Origin of the sequence: Mesorhizobium sp. IMUNJ 23232 (genome assembly GCF_044326205.1) — a bacterium.
Classification (GTDB): Bacteria; Pseudomonadota; Alphaproteobacteria; order Rhizobiales; family Rhizobiaceae; genus Kumtagia.
The window spans coordinates 41,192-60,340 of the sequence record NZ_JBIRCY010000032.1; the positions used below are offsets into that span (position 1 = coordinate 41,192).

At 61.1% G+C, this 19,149-nt stretch carries 22 protein-coding genes; 10 read left to right on the forward strand and 12 right to left on the reverse strand.

Annotated features, from left to right (window positions below; all coding sequences use genetic code 11):
- Positions 1–35 precede the first annotated feature (35 nt).
- A complete protein-coding gene (locus ACH196_RS22080; protein WP_396649130.1) occupies positions 36–971 on the forward strand; it encodes a DUF1402 family protein in 936 nt (311 codons plus the stop codon).
- Here ACH196_RS22080 and ACH196_RS22085 read toward each other — a convergent pair whose 3' ends face one another.
- The 5 genes from ACH196_RS22085 to ACH196_RS22105 are packed head-to-tail and all read right to left on the reverse strand — an operon-like array spanning position 972 to position 4,156.
- Complete coding sequence (locus ACH196_RS22085) at positions 972–1,361, reverse strand: DoxX family protein (RefSeq protein WP_396649089.1); 390 nt, start codon at positions 1,359–1,361, stop codon at positions 972–974.
- 49 nt (positions 1,362–1,410) lie between these two features.
- On the reverse strand, positions 1,411–1,782 hold the full coding sequence (locus ACH196_RS22090; RefSeq protein WP_396649090.1) for a helix-turn-helix domain-containing protein: 372 nt from the start codon (positions 1,780–1,782) through the stop codon (positions 1,411–1,413).
- Entirely contained in the window at positions 1,779–2,324 is a 546-nt protein-coding gene (locus tag ACH196_RS22095) for a Smr/MutS family protein (protein WP_396649091.1), read from the reverse strand. Before ACH196_RS22095 ends, ACH196_RS22090 begins: the two co-directional genes overlap by 4 nt.
- Entirely contained in the window at positions 2,321–3,430 is a 1,110-nt protein-coding gene (locus ACH196_RS22100) for a murein transglycosylase A (RefSeq protein WP_396649092.1), read from the reverse strand. Before ACH196_RS22100 ends, ACH196_RS22095 begins: the two co-directional genes overlap by 4 nt.
- 24 nt (positions 3,431–3,454) lie before the next feature.
- Positions 3,455–4,156: a Tim44/TimA family putative adaptor protein gene (locus ACH196_RS22105; RefSeq protein WP_396649093.1), complete on the reverse strand. Its 702-nt coding sequence runs from the start codon at positions 4,154–4,156 to the stop codon at positions 3,455–3,457.
- On the opposite strand from ACH196_RS22105, the gene ACH196_RS22110 reads away from it, so the two are divergent.
- On the forward strand, positions 4,086–4,841 hold the full coding sequence (locus ACH196_RS22110) for an FxsA family protein (RefSeq protein ID WP_396649094.1): 756 nt from the start codon (positions 4,086–4,088) through the stop codon (positions 4,839–4,841). The genes ACH196_RS22105 and ACH196_RS22110 overlap by 71 nt on opposite strands.
- Before the next feature lie 88 nt (positions 4,842–4,929).
- The gene (secB, locus tag ACH196_RS22115; protein WP_349005036.1) at positions 4,930–5,433 is read left to right on the forward strand and encodes a protein-export chaperone SecB; all 504 of its coding nucleotides are present in this window, start codon (positions 4,930–4,932) and stop codon (positions 5,431–5,433) included.
- Here secB and dnaQ read toward each other — a convergent pair.
- The 5 genes from dnaQ to ACH196_RS22140 all read right to left on the reverse strand — a co-directional run bounded on the left by dnaQ (position 5,426) and on the right by ACH196_RS22140 (position 9,106).
- Entirely contained in the window at positions 5,426–6,151 is a 726-nt protein-coding gene (dnaQ, locus tag ACH196_RS22120) for a DNA polymerase III subunit epsilon (protein WP_396649095.1), read from the reverse strand. The two genes, secB and dnaQ, sit on opposite strands and share 8 nt — an antisense overlap.
- Positions 6,152–6,223: 72 nt before the next feature.
- Positions 6,224–6,817, reverse strand: coding sequence for a dephospho-CoA kinase (gene coaE, locus ACH196_RS22125; RefSeq protein ID WP_396649096.1), 594 nt, complete (start codon positions 6,815–6,817; stop codon positions 6,224–6,226).
- A complete protein-coding gene (locus ACH196_RS22130) occupies positions 6,814–7,662 on the reverse strand; it encodes a shikimate dehydrogenase (protein WP_396649097.1) in 849 nt (282 codons plus the stop codon). The genes coaE and ACH196_RS22130 overlap by 4 nt, the downstream gene beginning before the upstream one ends.
- Positions 7,655–8,254: a Maf-like protein gene (locus tag ACH196_RS22135; protein ID WP_396649098.1), complete on the reverse strand. Its 600-nt coding sequence runs from the start codon at positions 8,252–8,254 to the stop codon at positions 7,655–7,657. Before ACH196_RS22135 ends, ACH196_RS22130 begins: the two co-directional genes overlap by 8 nt.
- A 30-nt stretch (positions 8,255–8,284) precedes the next feature.
- Positions 8,285–9,106 carry a pyruvate, water dikinase regulatory protein gene (locus ACH196_RS22140; RefSeq protein WP_396649099.1) on the reverse strand — a complete coding sequence of 274 codons (822 nt, stop codon included), beginning with the start codon at positions 9,104–9,106 and terminating at the stop codon, positions 8,285–8,287.
- A gap of 460 nt (positions 9,107–9,566) precedes the next feature.
- Between ACH196_RS22140 and hemJ the strand changes: the two genes are divergently transcribed.
- The 7 genes from hemJ (at position 9,567) to ACH196_RS22175 (ending at position 17,497) form a co-directional block, all read left to right on the forward strand.
- The gene (gene hemJ / locus ACH196_RS22145; protein WP_396649100.1) at positions 9,567–10,106 is read left to right on the forward strand and encodes a protoporphyrinogen oxidase HemJ; all 540 of its coding nucleotides are present in this window, start codon (positions 9,567–9,569) and stop codon (positions 10,104–10,106) included.
- Positions 10,107–10,267: 161 nt separating this feature from the next.
- On the forward strand, positions 10,268–11,533 hold the full coding sequence (gene rho, locus ACH196_RS22150; protein ID WP_396649101.1) for a transcription termination factor Rho: 1,266 nt from the start codon (positions 10,268–10,270) through the stop codon (positions 11,531–11,533).
- Between the two features lie 282 nt (positions 11,534–11,815).
- Positions 11,816–13,144, forward strand: coding sequence for a tRNA uridine-5-carboxymethylaminomethyl(34) synthesis GTPase MnmE (gene mnmE, locus ACH196_RS22155; protein ID WP_396649102.1), 1,329 nt, complete (start codon positions 11,816–11,818; stop codon positions 13,142–13,144).
- A 106-nt stretch (positions 13,145–13,250) separates the two neighbouring features.
- Positions 13,251–15,119: a tRNA uridine-5-carboxymethylaminomethyl(34) synthesis enzyme MnmG gene (gene mnmG, locus ACH196_RS22160; RefSeq protein WP_396649103.1), complete on the forward strand. Its 1,869-nt coding sequence runs from the start codon at positions 13,251–13,253 to the stop codon at positions 15,117–15,119.
- Positions 15,116–15,757 (forward strand): 16S rRNA (guanine(527)-N(7))-methyltransferase RsmG, encoded by a 642-nt coding sequence (gene rsmG, locus ACH196_RS22165; protein WP_396649104.1) that lies wholly within the window; start codon positions 15,116–15,118, stop codon positions 15,755–15,757. The genes mnmG and rsmG overlap by 4 nt, the downstream gene beginning before the upstream one ends.
- A 26-nt stretch (positions 15,758–15,783) precedes the next feature.
- Positions 15,784–16,581 carry a ParA family protein gene (locus ACH196_RS22170; RefSeq protein WP_396649105.1) on the forward strand — a complete coding sequence of 266 codons (798 nt, stop codon included), beginning with the start codon at positions 15,784–15,786 and terminating at the stop codon, positions 16,579–16,581.
- Positions 16,582–16,621: 40 nt separating this feature from the next.
- Complete coding sequence (locus ACH196_RS22175; RefSeq protein WP_396649106.1) at positions 16,622–17,497, forward strand: ParB/RepB/Spo0J family partition protein; 876 nt, start codon at positions 16,622–16,624, stop codon at positions 17,495–17,497.
- A gap of 44 nt (positions 17,498–17,541) precedes the next feature.
- Here ACH196_RS22175 and holA read toward each other — a convergent pair whose 3' ends face one another.
- Positions 17,542–18,591, reverse strand: coding sequence for a DNA polymerase III subunit delta (holA, locus tag ACH196_RS22180; RefSeq protein ID WP_396649131.1), 1,050 nt, complete (start codon positions 18,589–18,591; stop codon positions 17,542–17,544).
- A 42-nt stretch (positions 18,592–18,633) separates the two neighbouring features.
- A complete protein-coding gene (locus tag ACH196_RS22185; RefSeq protein ID WP_396649132.1) occupies positions 18,634–19,050 on the reverse strand; it encodes a GNAT family N-acetyltransferase in 417 nt (138 codons plus the stop codon).
- Positions 19,051–19,149 lie beyond the last annotated feature (99 nt).

Consider the following 19,149-nt stretch of genomic DNA (forward strand, 5'->3'; position numbering starts at 1 on the left):
AAGCAAAGGTATTTTTGGCTGCGGCCTTTACGGCGATGATGGCAGTCGCCGTCCTTGCTCCCGGCCATGCCTCTGCCCAGACCGTCGTCCCGCCCGGCAACAGCCAGGCCGAACAGCCGCCTATTCCGGGCGCTTCCACCAAGCGCACCAAATCGAGTGGCACGACCTTTGAGCGCAAATATCGAAAGGTCTACGGCCTGCTGAAGAACGACGCGAAACTGCGCGCCAAGATCAAGCAGCAGGCCGCCGCCTACGGCATCGATCCGATGCATATCGTTGGCGCCATCGTCGGCGAGCACACCTACAATGTCGACGCCTACGACCGGCTCCAGACCTACTACGTCAAGGCGGTCTCCTACCTCTCCAGCAAGCTGCATTTCGCCTATGACGGCGAGGACGTGACGGATTTCATCCAGCGGCCGCAGTTCCAGGTCTGCGCCGACCAGAGCGGCAGCTATGCGCTGTGGACCTGCCGCGAGCGTGTCTGGAACAGCGAGTTCCGCGGCAAGACGGTCGGCAGCCAGTCCTTCCCGAACAACCGCTTCAGTGCCGTGTTCTTCCAGCCCTTCTACGCCGGCCAGACTTTTGGCATCGGTCAGCTCAATCCGCTGACCGCCTTACAGATGAGTGATCTCGTCAGCCGCGTCTCCGGCTTCCCGCCACTCGACACGTCCGATCCGAACAAGGTCTATGAGACGATCATGGACCCGGACCTGACGATCGCCTATGTCGCGGCGACGCTGAAAATGTCGATCGACAGCTACCGCAAGATCGCCGGCTTCGACATTTCCCAGAACCCCGGCATCACCGCCACGCTCTACAATGTCGGCGACCCCGAAGGCCGCGCCTACGCGCTGCGCGCCGAGAACAAGACCCGCGCCGCCGAAGGCAAGGAGCCGCGCATGCCCGAAGTCAATTATTACGGCTGGCTGGTCAACGACAAGCTGCCGGAATTGCAGGCGCTGTTCTGATCAGCCGCGCCGCCACGGGAAGATGGCGCGCAGTGCCGGGTCGCGCAACCAAAGGCCGCCCCACATGAACAGGCCGAGATAGATCGAAAACAATATGTGGCTGAACAACGGGCTGCCGGCGCGGATCTGCGTCGCCATCGCCCCACCGAGCAAGCCCATGGTCAGCACCGCGCCGAAAACACTGGTACGCGGATAGAGATAAAGCAGCACGCAAGCGAGTTCGATCACACCGATCATCATCACATAACCCGCAGGCCAACCAAGCTGCGCCATGGTTTCGTCGGCCACCGCCATGCCGGCCAGCTTCGGTGTCACCGACGCGCCCAGCATGAAAAGCGCATAGAGGCCGGTCAACACCCAGCCGGTCATGGTCATCGAACGTTCGCTCATTTCAATTCCCTCGAATTGCCAGAATACGGCGAGGACGAACGACCGTGACCTATTCCGACACGGACGGACCAGCAGAGCGGATGATTTCTATGAGCGAATCGATCGTCGCCTTGTCGAGGCTTCCGATCCTGTCGGCGAGAAGGTTCGCGAGCCGCGTTGCTTCCGGGCTGAGACCGGCCGTATCGACCACAATGCGTGGATGCGATTCCCAAGCAAGCTTTTCCAGCTCCTCGGCATCGTCCCAGATAACGTTGAAGTAGCCGATGATCTTCTGCACCATCGGCCAGCCCGGCACGCCACGGCGTCCATGTTCCAGCGCCGAGAGATAAGCGGCGCTGACGCCGAGCGCGGCGGCCATCTGCTTCTGGCTGATGCCGCGCTCCGCCCGCAAGGCCCGCAATTTCGCGCCAAACGGTGTCACCGTCCGGCCTTTCGGCGCAAACGGACATAAAGCGCTCCGGCGCCGCCATGGTGGCGCGCGGCATGGTCGTGGCTGCTGACCAGGGGTCGGAAGGGCGCGGTCGCCAACCAGCCCGGCACGGCACGGCGTAATACGCCGTCGCCGCCGGAAGACGAGCCCTTGCCGGTGATGACGAGGACGTAGCGCACGCCATTCGAATAGGCACGGCCCAGGAAGGAAAGCAGCAGGCCATAGGCCTGATCCTGGGTCAGGCCGTGCAGGTCGACGCGGCCTTCGATCGGCAGGCGGCCGGCTGCGATCTTGTCGTGTGTGGGGCGGTCGAGCGCGCTCTGGCCCAGCGGGTTTCGGCGGGCGGGCACAGGTGCCGGGGCCGACTTCGTCGGATCAGGCACTGTCTCCGACAGCGCCTCCGCCATCGACAGCGGCTTCTGTTCCGGGGCTGCCGGGTGCTTGCGGCCCTTCAGCGGCGTTGCTGAGCGCGCGACAAGGCTCCACAGGACCCGGTCCTCGTCCGTGAGCGCCTTGTCAGTGCGCCGGCTCACCGACTGCCACCCTCGACGAGCGGACGCGGCAGCAGCGCGAAGAAATCAGCCTCGTTGCGCACCACGCCGGCGATCTCGCCCGCGGCATCGCCCGACCCGGCGAACAGATCGCCGCGCGCCGAACCGACGATCGCCGAACCCGTGTCCTGCGCGATCATCAGCCTGCGGAACGGTTTTGTGTCGAAAGCCGTCAAAGCGGGCGCATGGATGAAAAACGGCGTGCCGAATGTGTGCAGCAGCCGGTCGACGGCGACCGATCGCCCGGCAGTGAGTGGCACCTTCGCCGCCGCCACGGGCCCAAGCGCCGGATCGTCGACCTCGGCCTCGCGGAAGAAGATGTAGGATAGGTTCCGCCAGAGAATCTCGTCGCTGCGCCGCGGATTGGCGGCAAGCCAGGCGCGAATCGACTGCATGGTGACCTGCGCCAGCGGGATCTCATCCAGGTCGGCCAAAATCTTTCCCGGCCCGCTGAAACGATGTCCGGTCTTGGCGGCATAGGTGACGCGGCGCATCGAGCCGTCCGGCATGACGAGACGGGCCGCGCCTTGTACATGGATGAAGAAGGCGTCGACCTTTTCGGCCAGCCAGGCGATCTCCAGCCCCCTGCCGGCCAGCGCACCACGCTCGATCTGGCCGCGATCGAAATACTCGACGATGCCGTCCGCCGTATTCCGGCCGAAAGCCAAATACGGATCGAAGTTTTGGGGCCGGTTGGTGTCGTCGATGTCGATAAGGTCGGCTGGCCGCGCCAGCAGCGGCACGGTGAAATCATCGGTCCGGACACGAGATGCCCGGACTTCAGGCTCGTAGAAGCCGGTGACCAGGCCGCCAGTCCCCTCGCCCGGCGACACGCGGGCAGGAATAAAATGGCGTTCGAAAAAGGCGCGCGCCTGCGACCTGTCCAGCCCCTCGGCCGAGCGGGCCTCCGCATAGGCGGGCGCAAAAGCGGCAAAATCCACGCCCAGGCTGCCGGTACGATAGGGTTTGGCCAGGATGTGGAAGGCGGACCGGCGGAAGGCTTCGAAGGCGAGGGTTTGATCGTCCTCGGCCCATCCGGGCAAATCACCGAAGTCGACAGGCGCGAAGGCTGGGGAAAGCGGCGGCATGGCGGCGCGCCCTGGAGTGAGAACTCACTCTTCTTCTTCGGTGGCGACCAGCTTCCAGTTGGGGTCCTTGGATCGCGTATCGCGCGCGAAGGTCCAGACGTCCTTGACCTCGGCGACTGTCTCCGGATCGCCGTCGATCACCTCGCCGGCCTTGTTGCGGGTCGCGGAGATCAGTTCGCTGACGATGCGCAGCGTGATATGCGCCTCACCGCCCTTCATCTCGGCCGACACGATGTCCGCCTTGTCGATACCGACGAAGGACGACTGGATCTTTTCGGAACGGGTCTCACGCTCGCCGATCGCGGCGACGAAACCGTCAAAGACTTCGCGAGACAGGAGATTCTTCAGCGTCTTGCGGTCGCCATCGGCATAAGCCATGACAATCATCTCGTAGGCCATTTTGGCGCCATCGACGAAGGTCTTGGGTTCAAAGGACGGATCAGCATCGCGGATAGCGCGCAGGCCCTTGTTGAGGTCGCTCGGCGGGGGAGCAGCGGCGTCGATCGCCGCATAAGTTTCGTCCGGCTCCCCGGGCACACGCTTTTTAGGCAGCGATACGACATTGTCGGTCTTGGTCGGATCTTTTTCGCGGGTACGGCCGGCAGTGTAGGGATCGAAAGGCGGGCGTTCATTGCCGGTACGCCGGCCGAGCACATTGCGCAGCTGGAAGAAGATCACGACCGCCGCGACCAAGAAAAAAATCGTCCCGAAGTCGAAAAATTCCATTTCTTCCGCCAACCGATCCTCTGAAGCGGCTCCCGGTCCCTTGCCGGGCACAGCAGCATGGGTTGCAAGCAATCCATATAGACCGCAGGGTGCGATCATTCAAATCAAACGCCTGCATACCTATGTAAGAAGAAATGCGCCAGCAGCAATTGTCTGCGTGGAAAAACACCAGCCTGGACACGTCGTGTATCGCTTGATTCCACTTTTTCTCCTTTTCGTGCTGCCGCTGGCCGAAATCGCCGGCTTCGTCATCGTCGGGCGCGAGATCGGCGCATTGGCTACGATCGGCCTCGTGCTTGCCAGTGCCATCGTCGGCGCGATCCTGCTGAAATGGCAGGGGTTCGGCGCGCTTTCCCGGCTGCGGAACGACGTCGCGGCGGGGCGCGATCCCAGCCGGCAGATGGCGCATGGCGTGATGATCGTGATCGCCGGTATCCTGCTGATGCTCCCCGGCTTCATCACCGACATCGTCGGGCTGCTGCTGTTCCTGCCGCCGGTTCGTGACCTTGGCTGGCGCTTTGTGCGTGACCGGGTGCAGGTCGTTGGCGATTTCGGCATGTTCCGCGGCGGCTTTGAAGCGGGCCGCGGAAAGCCGCGCGGCCCAATTATCGATCTCGATGAAGACGACTACAAGCCGACGCCCAATGCGGACTCGCCCTGGCGGCGTATCGACGGAGAAAAATAGGCAAACTTGTGTTGCCTTGCCCGCCATGCTAGCGAAGCCGCGATTTTGACCGGGCCGCAGCGCGGCTGAAGCGAAAGGACTACGGCCGATGGCCATCAACGAGAATGCGCCGGCGGGGACGGCGACCAACGGAAACGCCCAGACCACCAAAGCTACGCTCAATGTGCTTGCCCAGTATGTGAAGGATCTCTCCTTCGAGAGCCCCGGCGCGCCGAATTCGCTGCGCGGCCGCGAGAAGGCTCCCGGCATCAACATCAATGTCAATGTTGCCGCCAATCCTCTCTCGGACAAGGAATTCGACGTCAACCTGACCCTGAACGCCAAGGCTTCCTTCGAGAAGGACGTGCTGTTCAATGTCGAGCTGGTCTATGGCGGCGTGTTCCGCATCGAGGGTTTTCCGCAGGAGCATATGCTGCCGCTGCTGTTCATCGAATGTCCGCGGCTGCTGTTCCCATTCGCGCGACAGATCATAGCCGAGGCGACACGCAATGGCGGCTTCCCGCCGCTGATGCTCGACCCGATCGATTTCGCGCAGATGTTCCAGCAGAAGCTGGCCGAGGATCAGGCCGCTTCCAAGGTCAAGGTCAGCTAAGCGCTTCCGCCGGCTGCAACGCGCTGGCGGTTTCCAGCCAGATCGCTTTTTCACCAAGTTGAGCCGCGAGGCGCGCATGCGCCTCGCGTTCGGCTGAAGTCAGCCTTGCGGCAAGCGGACGCGGCCGTTCCCGCTGCTGCGGCTCGGCGAATTCGACCGAAACTTCGACGGTCGTGACTTCGACAGTCTCAAGAACCAACGCAGCCTGCTTGCCGCCGATGAGTTCGATATAGACCTCGGCGAGCAGTTCGGAGTCGAGAAGCGCGCCGTGCTTGGTGCGGCGGCTGTTGTCGATCCCGTAACGCCGGCAGAGCGCGTCGAGCGAATTCGGCCCCATCGGATGCTTGCGGCGCGCCAACGCCAGCGTGTCGGTCACCCGCTCCGGGCCGATCGGCGGCAGGCCGAGCCTGGCAAACTCGGCGTTGATGAAACCCATGTCGAAGCCGGCATTGTGGGCGACAAGGCGCGCGCCCTCTATGAAGGCGCAGAACTGCTCGGCGATTTGCGGAAAGGTCGGCTTGTCGGCAAGTTCGGCATCGCTGATGCCATGGACCGCGAGCGCATCCGGGTGGACCGGCCGACCCTGCGCGTTGATATAGACGTGAAACGTTCGGCCTGTCGGGAATCGGTTGTCCAGTTCGACACCGCCGATCTCGATCACACGGTCCTCGCGGGAATCGAGGCCGGTGGTTTCGGTGTCGAAGATGATTTCGCGCATAGGTCAGGTCTTTCGAAAAGAGCTGGTGCGATTCTCGCGCAGGAGCATCTTACAGGCAAGCACCGGGGTTGGTCAGGCCAGGGGTTTCCCACCGAGTTTGGCGACAATCTCCGAAACCGCGCGGCTCGCGCTTTCCATGCCAAGGCCCGTGTCGATGACATAGTCGGCCTGCCGCCGTTTTTCGGCGTCCGGAACCTGCTTGGCCAGGATAGCCTCGAACTTGTCCTCGGTCATTCCAGGCCGCGCAAGCACGCGTTGCCGCTGGATGTCCGGATCGGCGCTAACGACCACAACCTTGTCCACCCGGTTGCGCCCGCCGGTCTCGAACAGCAGAGGAATATCGAGGACAACCAGCGGCGCGCCGGCAGCGCGATGACGCACCAGAAACGCATCGGCGTCGGCGCGAACCAGGGGATGGACGATCGATTCGAGTCTTTTCAACGCTTCGGGCTTCCCCAGCACGCGTTTTGAGAGTTCGGCGCGGTCTATTGTCCCATCCTTCAGCGTGCCGGGAAACGCTTCCTCCACGAGCGGAGCGGCCTTCCCCGCATAAAGTCGATGCACCGCTTCGTCGGAATCGTGAACCGGCACGCCGGCTTCGCGAAACATCTGGGCCGTGGTCGACTTACCCATGCCGATCGACCCGGTGAGGCCGAGGATAATCACGCTGCCTTCGCCACGAGATCGCCGACGATCAAGTCACGCAGTGCCGGCGTCACCTTCGGCCGGATGCCGAACCATTTTTCGAACCCGGGCACTGCCTGGTGGAGCAGCATACCAAGACCATCGACCGCCTTCAGCCCACGCTTGCGGGCGGCTGCCAGCAGCGGCGTCTCCAGCGGTACATAGACGATGTCGGTCACCAGCGCATGGCCGGGCAGCCGGTCGAGATCTACCGGAAGTTCCGGTTCGCCATGCATACCGAGCGACGTTGTGTTGACCAGCAACGCCGCGTCGCCAAGCAGGGCGTTGGCTGCGCCAACTCCATGCGCCGAGAAGACCGGACCGAATTCCTCCGCTAGCGCCTGCGCGCGCGCAAGAGTCCGGTTGATGATACGGATGTCGGAAAAACCGCGCTGCTTTAGCGCGCAAAGCACCGCTCTCGCTGCGCCGCCGGCGCCCAGCACCACCGCCGCGCCGGAAGATGCGGCCCAGCCGGGAGCGAAGTCGTCCAGATTGGCCGCAAAGCCATAAGCGTCCGTGTTCGAACCGCAGAGCCTGCCATCCTCGACCCATAGCGTATTGACTGCACCGATCTCTTCGGCGGCCGCATCACGGCGATCGACAGCCCGGAAAGCCGCCTCCTTGTGCGGAATAGTGACATTGCCGCCGACATATCGACCCTTCCGAAGCGATGCCGCGAAATCCCCAAAATCATCAGGCGTGACGTCGATCGCCTCGTAATTGCCGACAAGACCATAGTGCTTCAGCCAATAGCCATGGATTTTTGGCGAACGCGAATGCGCGATCGGGTGCCCGCAGACGAACGCCTTCCGTGCTGCCTCAGCCATCGATGGCGCCCAGGTCGCGAAGCGCTGCCAGCACGGGCAGCAGAGGCAAGCCCACGATGGTGAAATAATCGCCTTCGATCTTGTCGAACAGTTGAATGCCTTCGCCCTCGATCTGGTAGGCGCCGACACTCTGCAGCGCTTTCTGGCCCACACGCGCCAGATGCTGGCCGATGTAAGCGGGGTCAAGCGTCCTCATGGTCAGTCTTGCCACCGAAACGGTGCGCCACACAACATCGCCGTCACGAAGTAGCACGGCTGCGCTGTTGAGATGATGGGTCTTGCCGGAAAGCGCCAGCAGATGGCGGCGGGCGTCCTCCATATCCCTAGGCTTGTGAAAAAGGCGGTCGCCCAGCGACAGCGTCTGGTCGCATCCCAATACGAGCGCGCCGGGATGACGTTCGCTGACCTCCGTAGCCTTTGCCACGGCCAGAATTTCCGCCACCTCTTCCGGCGTCGCTCCTGAACCGGCCAACGGTGCCTCAACCGCACGTTCGTCAATTTCGGCGGCAATGGCAGTGAAGTCGAGGCCGGCATTCGCCAGCATGGTTTTGCGAAACGGGCTTGAGGAGGCGAGGACAAAGGGCTTGGTCATCGGGATGGCGTTGTTGCTGTCGGCCCTCGCCTATCGCGTCTTGCCGCGCAGGGCAACGATCGCCGCTGCGGTCTCCTCGATCGAGCGGCGGCTGACGTCGATCATCGGCCAGTTGTGGCGCGTACAGATCTGCCGGGCATAGGCCAGTTCCTCGGAAATGGTGGCGCGGTCGACATAGGACTGGACGTCAAATCCGCCAGCAACGCCGAGCATCCGGTTCTGGCGGACCTGGGAAACCCGCTCGGCACTGGCGACCAGCCCGACGATCAGCGGCCGCGTTGCCTGGATCAGGCTGTCAGGTATCGGCACGCCGAGCACGATCGGAATGTTGGCCGTCTTGATGCCGCGATTGGCGAGATAGATGCTGGTCGGCGTCTTGGACGTCCGCGAAATGCCGATCAGCACCACGTCGGCTGCATCGGTATCGTCCGGCAACTGCCCGTCGTCATGCTCCATCGTAAAGTTCAGCGCATCGATGCGCCGGAAATAATCCGCATCGAGTACATGCTGGGCTCCGACGCGACGGCCGGCAGGCGTTCCGAGGTAGGACTGGAAAACGGCCAGCACCGGCTCCAGCACCGAGACGCAAGGCAGCCCCATCTCGGTGCAGCGCGAATCGATGATTCCCGCGAGCTGCTGGTCGACAATCGTATAAAGCACGATGCCGGGCTCTTCATCGATATCCTCGAACACCTTGCTGAGCTGCTTCTCGGTACGGATCAGCGGATAGATATGCTCGATGGCGCGCGCGTCCTTGTATTGCGCGGACGCAGCACGGCCGGCCGCGAGCAGCGTCTCGCCGGTGGCATCCGAGATCAGGTGGAGATGAAAGAAGCTTTGCGGTTTGTTCACGGATCGCGCCCCGTCCTGTGGGCAGGTGTGGAAAACCAGGTCGCTTTCCCACCAGCCCTTCGGGCGACTGTATCAGATGCCACCTTGTCCACAATTCGCGGTGCTGTCGAAACGGTTTCCGTGGTTTGCAGAACTCTGGGGAAAGTCGGATGGCAACGCACCGGGGCACAACCGTTCGAAGAACGGCTGCGTGCCTAGTGCCTGAAAACAAAGATCATTTTTGAGTTATCCCCATTGTTTTCCTCCGCCGGACCGCAGTTGTGCGACAAGCAGCCACGTCGCTTTGGCGGCCAATGAGGGGACAAATCGGAATCATCGATTCCAACAGAGTCATAGAATCAGGAGATTCATTTATAAAAGTTTAAGATTTAAGGAAGCCTGTGGGCGAAGGTCCAAGCCGTCGCGTAGGACTCCAAGAGGCTTATGAAATGTCAGACAGGCCGAGAGATGAGCAATTGAAATGAACGACAGCCGGGCCGATGCATCGAGCGGCCGCAAGGCGGCAAAACGCGCGGCAATCGGGTTGGCCGTCTTCGCCCTTGCCGCGATCCTGCTCTTCATGCTCGACCCCGAAAACCTCTATCTCTGGATCAAGGCGGCGCATGTTATCGCCGTCATCTCGTGGATGGCAGGCATGCTCTATCTGCCGCGGCTCTTCGTCTATCATACCGGAGCCGAACGCGGCTCCGTGCAGTCGGAGACGTTCAAGGTCATGGAACGGAGGCTCTACCGGCTGATCATCAACCCGGCGATGATCGCAACGTGGGTGTTTGGGCTATGGCTTGCCTGGAAGGGTTTTTCGTTCCAGGGCGGCTGGTTGCACGCCAAGATCGCCGCCGTGCTGGCGCTGTCGGCCGTGCACGGCTATCTCGGCGGCGCGGTTCGCCGCTTCGCCGAGGACCGCAACGAGAAGCCGGCCCAGCATTGGCGGATGATCAATGAAGTCCCGACCGTCCTGATGATCGTCATCGTCATCCTCGTCATCGTGAAGCCGTTCTGACCAGCGATCAGAAAACGCGCCTTGCTCTTTGCCTGGGTTGGCGATAAAAGCAGGGTCTTCCTCTCCGCTACGCGCCAGCCCTTCTTCGTTTTGCAGTCGGTCGCGCCATGCACGCTCATCGCATTCGCCGATAGCTTTCCCACCTCCGCCAAGGCCTCTTCATGCAGGAAATGAAACTACAGGATTTCAAGAACAAGAAGCCGATCGACCTGATCGCCTTCGCCGAATCGCTCGATGTCGAGAATGCCAGTGTCATGCGCAAGCAGGAACTGATGTTCGCGATTCTGAAGAAGCTGGCGGCGCAGGATGTCGAGATCATCGGGGACGGCGTGGTGGAAGTGCTTCAGGACGGCTTCGGCTTCCTCCGCTCGGCCAATGCCAACTATCTGCCCGGTCCGGACGACATCTATATCTCGCCGTCGCAGATCAGGCGCTTTTCGCTGAAGACCGGCGATACCGTTGAAGGGCCGATCCGCAGTCCCAAGGAAGGCGAGCGTTATTTCGCGCTGCTCAAGGTCAACTCAATCAATTTCGATGATCCGGAGAAGATCCGGCACAAGATCCATTTCGACAATCTGACGCCGCTCTATCCGACCTCCCGGCTGAAGATGGAGGTGGAGAATCCGACCACGAAGGACATCTCTCCACGCGTCATCGATCTGGTGGCGCCGATCGGCAAGGGCCAGCGCGCGCTGATCGTGGCGCAGCCGCGCACCGGCAAGACGGTGCTTCTGCAGAACATAGCGCATTCGATCACCACCAATCATCCGGAATGCTACCTGATCGTCCTGCTGATCGACGAGCGGCCCGAGGAAGTCACCGACATGCAGCGCTCGGTGAAGGGCGAGGTTGTATCCTCGACCTTCGACGAACCTGCCGTGCGCCACGTGCAGGTGGCCGAGATGGTCATCGAGAAGGCCAAGCGCCTCGTCGAGCATGGCCGTGACGTGGTCATCCTGCTCGATTCGATCACCCGCCTCGGTCGCGCCTACAACACCGTCGTGCCGTCATCCGGCAAGGTGCTGACCGGTGGTGTCGATGCCAACGCCCTGCAGCGGCCGAAGCGGTTCTTCGGCGCGGCACGCAACATCGAAGAAGGCGGGTCACTAACCATTATTGCGACTGCGCTCATCGATACCGGCAGCCGCATGGACGAAGTGATCTTCGAGGAGTTCAAGGGCACGGGCAATTCGGAAATCGTGCTTGATCGCAAGGTCGCTGACAAGCGTATCTTCCCGGCGATGGATATCCTCAAGTCGGGAACACGCAAGGAAGACCTTCTGGTGTCGCGCCAGGACTTGCAAAAGGTATTCGTTCTGCGCCGTATCCTCGCGCCGATGGGAACGACCGACGCGATCGAGTTCCTTATCGACAAATTGAAGCAGACGAAGACGAACTCCGATTTCTTCGATTCGATGAACACCTGATCCATTGGCCAGTGCCGCTTAATAAGGCACTGGCGCATCCGCCGTTTGGGACGTCCAATCGATCTCTCGTGTCAGGTTTGGGCAATTGATTGGTAGGTCGGCGCCAAGGCTAGGCGGGTTATCCGCAATCGATTCGGGTCCGTAACGAGTCGTGAGCAGATGCGCTTATTCGATGAGTTTGATTTTCGATTCGGTTCCGAAATGATCGAACCGTCCGATGGCACTTTGGTGTGAGGGCTGGCCACCGCAGTTGAACGGCACACACTGGTACGGTTTGGGATAATGCACAGGGGAGTGTCCAGGGATACGATTGTCGCGCTTTCAAGCGGGCAACTACCCTCCGGAATAGCTGTCGTCCGGCTCAGTGGACCGAGAGTCCAAGAAGTTATAGCTGTTTTCGCTGGTTCACTTCCGGCGCCGAGGGTGGCGCGTTTCGGAGTGTTGCGGCTGGCGGACGGCTCCCCGCTTGATGAAGGCCTGACTCTTTTCTTTCCTGCGCCCCGTAGCTTTACGGGCGAAGATTGTGCGGAATTTCATATTCATGGTGGTCGCGCCGTCGTTGAGGCATTGTTGCGGGCCATCTGCAAGATCGAAGGATGCCGCCTGGCGCTAGCCGGTGAGTTCTCCCGCCGGGCATTTGAAAACGGCAAAATGGATCTCCTTTCAGCGGAAGCGACAGCCGATATCGTCACCGCCGAGACTGAGGCACAGAGGCGCTTTGCGGCTCAAAATAGTGGCGGCGGACACGCTGCGCTCTATGCCGACTGGCGAAGCAGGCTGATCCATGCACGCGCGTTTATCGAGGCCGAACTGGACTTTTCCGATGAGGCTGATGTCCCGGGTTCGGTCTCACAGCAGGTCTGGGCAGAAGTTGCGTCGCTCCGGGAAGAAGTCGAGGCGCATATATCCGGCTACAGCAAGGCGGAGATACTGCGGGACGGCTTTGATGTCGTCCTGCTAGGAGCGCCGAATGCCGGAAAATCCAGTCTTCTTAATGCATTGGCCCGGCGCGAGGCGGCTATTGTCACGCCCGAGCCGGGCACGACACGGGATCTGATCGAAATTCTGCTGGATATCGACGGCCTGAAAGTTCGTGTGACGGATACCGCCGGAATTCGTCCAACGGAAGGACTGGTCGAGCGCCTGGGTATCGAAAGAGCTCTTGACCGCGCGCGCGAGGCTGGACTGGTTTTGGTCCTGGAGGATTTGACGGCACCACTTCCAATTGACGGCGGTGTGGCGAAGCAGCAGCTTTTGATCGGAACGAAGGCCGACCTTCTGGACGGTCGGCCGGTGTCTTCAAGGTATGACCACACAATCTCCTGCGTTTCGGGTGAAGGCTTGCAGGAATTGCTCAACACCATTTCTGGCAAGGCACAATCCGCTGCACCGCGGACGGGAGAACTGATTCCCTGGCGGCTGCGCCACGTCGAACTCCTGGCGCAGTGCGGGAGGCATCTGACCGCGGCGTTGAACAACACCGACGCCGGGCTTGAATTGCGCTCTGAGGAGCTTCGGCTTGCGTCAAACGCGCTAGGCCGGATCGGTGGAGCAGTCGATGTCGAAGATCTGCTGAATGTGATTTTCGGACAGTTCTGTATCGGCAAATGATTCACGTGAAACATGGTCGTGAGGGCAGTTTCACGTGAAACAGCGTTCCAATGCTTGACAGGGTTTGGCAGACGCCTAATGCAGTTCCATCATGAGTACGATTCCTATGGGCTATGACGTGGTTGTGGTCGGCGGCGGGCATGCTGGTTGCGAAGCCGCAGCAGCTTCTGCCCGCATCGGCGCGAAGACTGCCCTCGTGACCATGCGTGCCGACGCGATTGGAACTATGTCCTGCAATCCGGCTATTGGCGGCATTGGTAAAGGACAGCTTGTACGCGAGATCGATGCGCTGGACGGGCTGATGGGCGTTGCCGCCGACGCTGCAGGCATCCAGTTCCGGTTGCTCAACAGGCGCAAGGGTCCGGCTGTCAGAGGTCCGCGCACTCAAGCGGATCGCAAATTGTATCGGCAGGCAATGCAGGAGCTTATCGCCGCTCAAACCGGCTTGACGGTGATTGAGGGCGAGATTGCGGAGCTTCTGGCGGTGAGCGGACGTGTTCAAGGCGTTCGTCTGGTCGCTGGAAGGGAAATTCGCTGCGCGGCAGTCGTGCTTACCACCGGCACGTTTCTTCGGGGACTTATCCATATCGGGGAAAGGCGATTTCCTGCAGGTCGAATGAATGAGCAGGCCGCCGAAAAACTATCGCACTCCATCATGAAATCCGGTTTCGAGTTGAGGCGACTGAAGACCGGAACGCCTCCACGCCTGGATACGGCTACGATCGACTGGTCGGGGCTTGATCGGCAAGTCGCCGACGAAAAGCCTGTGCCGTTCTCATTGCTTACCAGTGATATCAAGAATCCCCAGATCGACTGTGGCATCACTCGAACGACGCCGGAGACTCATGCGGTGATAAAGGAGAACCTGCATCGGTCCGCCATGTATTCCGGCTCGATCGAGGGGGTCGGCCCGCGCTACTGTCCTTCGATCGAAGATAAGATCGTAAAGTTCGGCGACCGTGACGGTCACCAGATTTTTCTCGAGCCCGAAGGCTTGGACGATCCTGTCGTCTACCCGAATGGAATCTCGACCTCTCTGCCGGAAGACGTTCAGCTCGAAATCTTGAAGACGATCTCGGGGCTTGAGCATGCGAAGATGCTTCAGCCCGGTTATGCCATCGAGTACGACCATATCGATCCGCGTGAACTGAAGACCACTTTGGAGACGCGCAAGGTCGAGGGATTGTTTCTAGCCGGCCAGATCAACGGAACCACTGGCTATGAAGAAGCAGCAGCCCAAGGCTTGCTTGCAGGTGTGAACGCGGCCCGACTATCTGGTGGTATGGACGGTATCACCATCGGTCGTTCCGATGCCTACATCGGTGTCCTTGTCGATGACCTGACAAGCAGGGGGGTCACCGAGCCATACAGGATGTTCACGTCTCGGGCCGAGTTCAGGCTTTCGTTGCGTTCCGACAATGCGGATATTCGATTGACGCCCCTGGCGATCAAGCTCGGGGCAGCCTCTGCTGCTCGCGTCAAAGCGTTTGAAAGCGCGTCTTGCGAGTTGGCTGCCGCCGTTGAACTCGCCAAGTCGCTGTCGTTAACGCCCAATGAGGCCCAAAGGCATGGCCTTAACGTTAACATGGACGGTCGGCGCAGGACTGCTTACGAGCTGTTGTCCTATCCCGATAAAGGGTTAGCGGCTTTGGTTGATATTTGGCCGGAGCTGGGAAGGTTGAGTGAGCGAGCTGCGGAAGGACTGGAGATCGAAGCCAACTATGCCGTCTATCTTGATCGGCAGGCATCGGACATCCAGCAGATGAGGCGGGAAGAAAACCGCTCATTACCAGTGGATTTGGACTATTCCGACCTTCCTGGCCTTTCCAACGAGTTGAAGCAGAAAATGATAAGGCACCGCCCCACGTCCGTGGCTGCCGCCGAGCGGATGGAAGGGATGACGCCGGCAGCGATGGCTATCATCGTCGCTCGTGTCCGAGAGCATGAGCGGCTTGCGAGGAATCCTGCAGCGTGAACGACGGTACTTTTGACGAGCTTGTCAAGATCGCTGGCCCTGTTTCACGTGAAACATTTTCTGTTCTCCAAGATTTTTTGGTCGAGTTCCAGCGCTGGAATCGCGTGACGAACCTTGTCGCTTCCTCGACAGTGGAGGAGCTATGGGATCGACATGTGTTGGACAGCGCTCAACTCAGGCGCCTTTCGCCGCCGACCACCCGTTGGGTCGATCTCGGGTCTGGCGGAGGATTCCCTGGGCTGATTCTGGCGATCTTACTTCGCGAAACGCCCGGGGCTCATGTTCATCTGATTGAAAGCAACCGGAAAAAGGCGTCGTTCTTGCAAACGATGACCGGGCTCTTTGCGTTGCCCGCAACGGTTCATGCCCAGCGAATTGAGGATGCATGCGCAAAAATCGAACCACCTCAGGCGGTGAGCTCTCGCGCATTGGCCTCTCTTACGCAGCTTTTGGGGTTGGCAGAGCCGTTTCTATCAGGGGGAGCGGTCGGATTGTTCCACAAAGGCCGTGAATATCGCCGCGAGATCGAAGAAAGTTCTCACTCGTGGAGTTACGACCTGATAGAACATGCCAGCGCGGTTGAATCGCAGAGCGTGATCCTGGAGATCAGCGGACTGAAACGAATTCGACCGAATTGATGAAATGGCTATCGCGGCACGATCAAATGTCCAGCACCCCACGCATCATCACCATCGCCAACCAGAAAGGCGGCGTGGGTAAAACAACGACTGCCATCAATCTGGCGACGGCACTTGCAGCGATTGGCGAGCGCGTGCTGCTGATCGACCTCGATCCGCAAGGCAATGCGAGCACCGGGCTGGGGATCGACAAGCGCGACCGCACGTCATCATCCTACGACGTCATCACCGGTGCGCTAAGCCTGGAGGAAGCTGCGATGGTGACGGCCGTCCCTGGCCTCTCCATCGTTCCTTCCACACTTGATCTTCTCGGCGTGGAGATGGAGATTGCCGGAACAGCGGATCGGGTGCTGCGGCTGCGCAATGCGGTCCGTGCGTCCGCCGCGAGAGCCGGTCTCTATGACTATATCTTGATCGATTGCCCGCCATCTCTCAACCTGTTGACGTTGAACTCGATGGCGGCGGCCGATTCCGTGCTCGTGCCGTTGCAATGCGAGTTCTTTGCTCTCGAAGGCTTGAGCCAGTTGCTGGAGACGGTGGAAGAGGTTCATCAGACGATCAACCCGGATCTCACCATCCAGGGCATCGTCATGACCATGTATGATGGGCGCAACAATCTCGCCAACCAGGTGGTCGACGACGTTCGTGCTCATCTCGGCGACAAGGTCTACAACACGATCATCCCTCGCAATGTGCGGGTCTCGGAGGCGCCATCCTACGGCAAGCCAGCGATCCTCTACGACCTCAAATGCTCCGGCAGCCAGGCCTACCTGCAACTGGCATCTGAAGTCATTCGTCAGGAACGCAAACTCCGAGCGGCGTGAGCGCCGCCCAGGATCGAGAAGCAGTGTTTAGGCAAGAACTATGAACGAAGATCTTTCCAAGCGGCGACTAGGTCGCGGCCTCGCGGCTCTCATAGGCGAAATCGACAAGCCGCCGGTGCCGCGGCAACCGGTTGCGCCGAGCGATGGCAAGGTGCCGATCGAATTCATTCAACCCAATCCGCGCAATCCGCGCCGGGCGTTTGGCGAGGCCGATCTCACCGACCTTGCGCAGTCGATCAAAGAACATGGCATCGTCCAGCCGGTCGTGGTGCGCCCGGCCGCTGGGGCTGCTGGCCGTTATGAGATCATCGCCGGCGAACGGCGCTGGCGCGCCGCGCAGCGCTCGGGCCTGACCGAAATCCCGGTGATCGTACGTGAGGTCAACGACCGTACGGCGCTGGAACTGGCCATCATCGAGAACGTCCAGCGTACCGATCTCAATCCGATCGAGGAGGCGATGGGCTACCAGCAGCTCATCGACGACCACAGCTATACCCAGGCCGACCTTGGGCAGGTGATCGGCAAGAGCCGCAGCCACGTCGCCAACACGCTGCGGCTTCTCAAGCTTCCAGATGATATTCGTGCATTGCTGGTCGACGGGGCATTGTCTGCCGGCCACGCCCGCGCCTTGGTCACGGTGCCCGATCCTGCGGCGCTGGCCAAGCGGATCGTCGAAGACGGATTGTCGGTGCGCCAGGCCGAGGTGTTGGCCCAGCAGCCGGCGGCGGTCCAGGTCGATCCGTCCCCAAAGCCGACCGTGGAGAAGGAGGCGGATACGGTTGCATTGGAGAAACTGCTTTCCGATGTAACCGGTCTGAAAGTGGCAATCAACCACAAGCCGAAGGGCGGCGAGGTACGAATTGCCTATCGTAGCCTGGAGCAACTCGACGAGTTATGCCGCCGGCTAAAAAGCTAGGCATAGATAGTCAATTATCTCGTTAGACGGCTATATATCAGAGGCTATTGCCGTTTCTGAGGGCTGCGCGCGGCATCACGCGCAATGTCCATCAGCATCCGATGCGTCGCCGCCACTGCAAGTTCGGGACGCCGGCGCGTCAGCAAGACTGTCTCGTGCAGTCGTTCCAGGATGCGGGCAAGTGTCCGGCTGGTCCATCGCCCCAGCGCCTGTTCGACCAGCTTGCGGCGACCGAAAAAGACTGGCGGCCTTGCCGCGGCGACGGCCGAGGCTGGGTTTCCACCCTCCCTTTCCATCACCGCCCGCATCGACTGCAGGGACAGAAGCTGCCGCTGCAGGGCCGACAACACGGCATAAGCCTGGCTGGTGCCGAGCGCCTGGCGCGAATAAGCGGTATCGAAGGCGGCGAGATTGCCTTCGAGGATCGCATCCACCGCCTCGTCGACCGAGATGGAGGATACGTCGCCCGTCAATGCGCGGATGTCGTCGCTCGATATGCTGTCCTGGCCAAGGGCGTAGAGCGCGAGCTTGGCGACCTCGGCGCGCGTCGCCATGCGGTCACCGCCGAGATTGCGGCGCAGCAGGGCGCGCGCCTCGGGGTCAATCGACAGGCCGGCGTTGCGTAGCTCGTCGTCGATCACCGTATCGACCGATCGCGCGTCGTCGCTGTAGCAGGGAAGCGCAATCGCCTGCCCGGCAGCCTCGACCACGGAGCGTAGACCCACGCCCTTCTTCAGATCGCCGGCCTCGATGAGAATGGTCGTGTCGGGCGGCGGCGCGGCGCACAACGCCTTGACGTCATCCGCTAGCGCCTTCTGGCCGGCCGCGTTGCGCACCCACAGAAGACGTTTGCCGGCGAACATCGGCAGTGTGTTGGCCTCGTCGACTAGCCGGCTGGCGTCCTTGTCGAGTTCGGAGGCATCGAGCCTGACTACGGAGAAGGGGTCGTCGAGCGGCACGCCCGATTTCTCGGCAAAACGCCGCGCCCGCTCGCTGACCAGGCCCCGGTCAGGCCCATAGATCAGCAGGATGGGCACGCCGGCTTGCGGCCGTGCCAACCATCCATCGACCTCATGTGCCTTGAGCTGTCCCATGCCGGCGAGATACCACGACGAACCGGGGCCGGCCATGTCAAATCATCCGGGATCACTCCGTGACGACCTTGCAGAAGCTTGCGGATCAGAGCTCCAACTGCATGTCGCGATGCGGGATGCCGGCGTCGAGATAATTGTCGCCATAGGCCTCGAAGCCGAGTTTCGGTAAAACTCCAGCGCATAGGTTTGCGAACCGAGCCGGGCGTAAGGCGCAAGCCGATGATGCCGCACATGGCTGACGATGAAGCCAATGAGTGCGGCGCCGGCGCCCTTTCCGCGAAATTCCTTCGACACGCAGACCCGCTGGATTTTCACGGCATCGCCAACGACGCGGAAGCGCGCCGCGCCCACCGGCGTGCCGCCCGACGTTGCAAGCACATGCGTGCAGACATCGTCCAGCTCGTCGATTTCCTCCTGTTCCGAGACGCCCTGCTCGTCAATGAAGACGTCGCGGCGCAGTTGCGCGCTGGCTTGCCTTGCCCGCCTCGTCCGTGGCGATTCTTATCTCCATGATCTCACTCCCAATCCTGTTCATCGTACCGAGGGAGCCGGACCTCT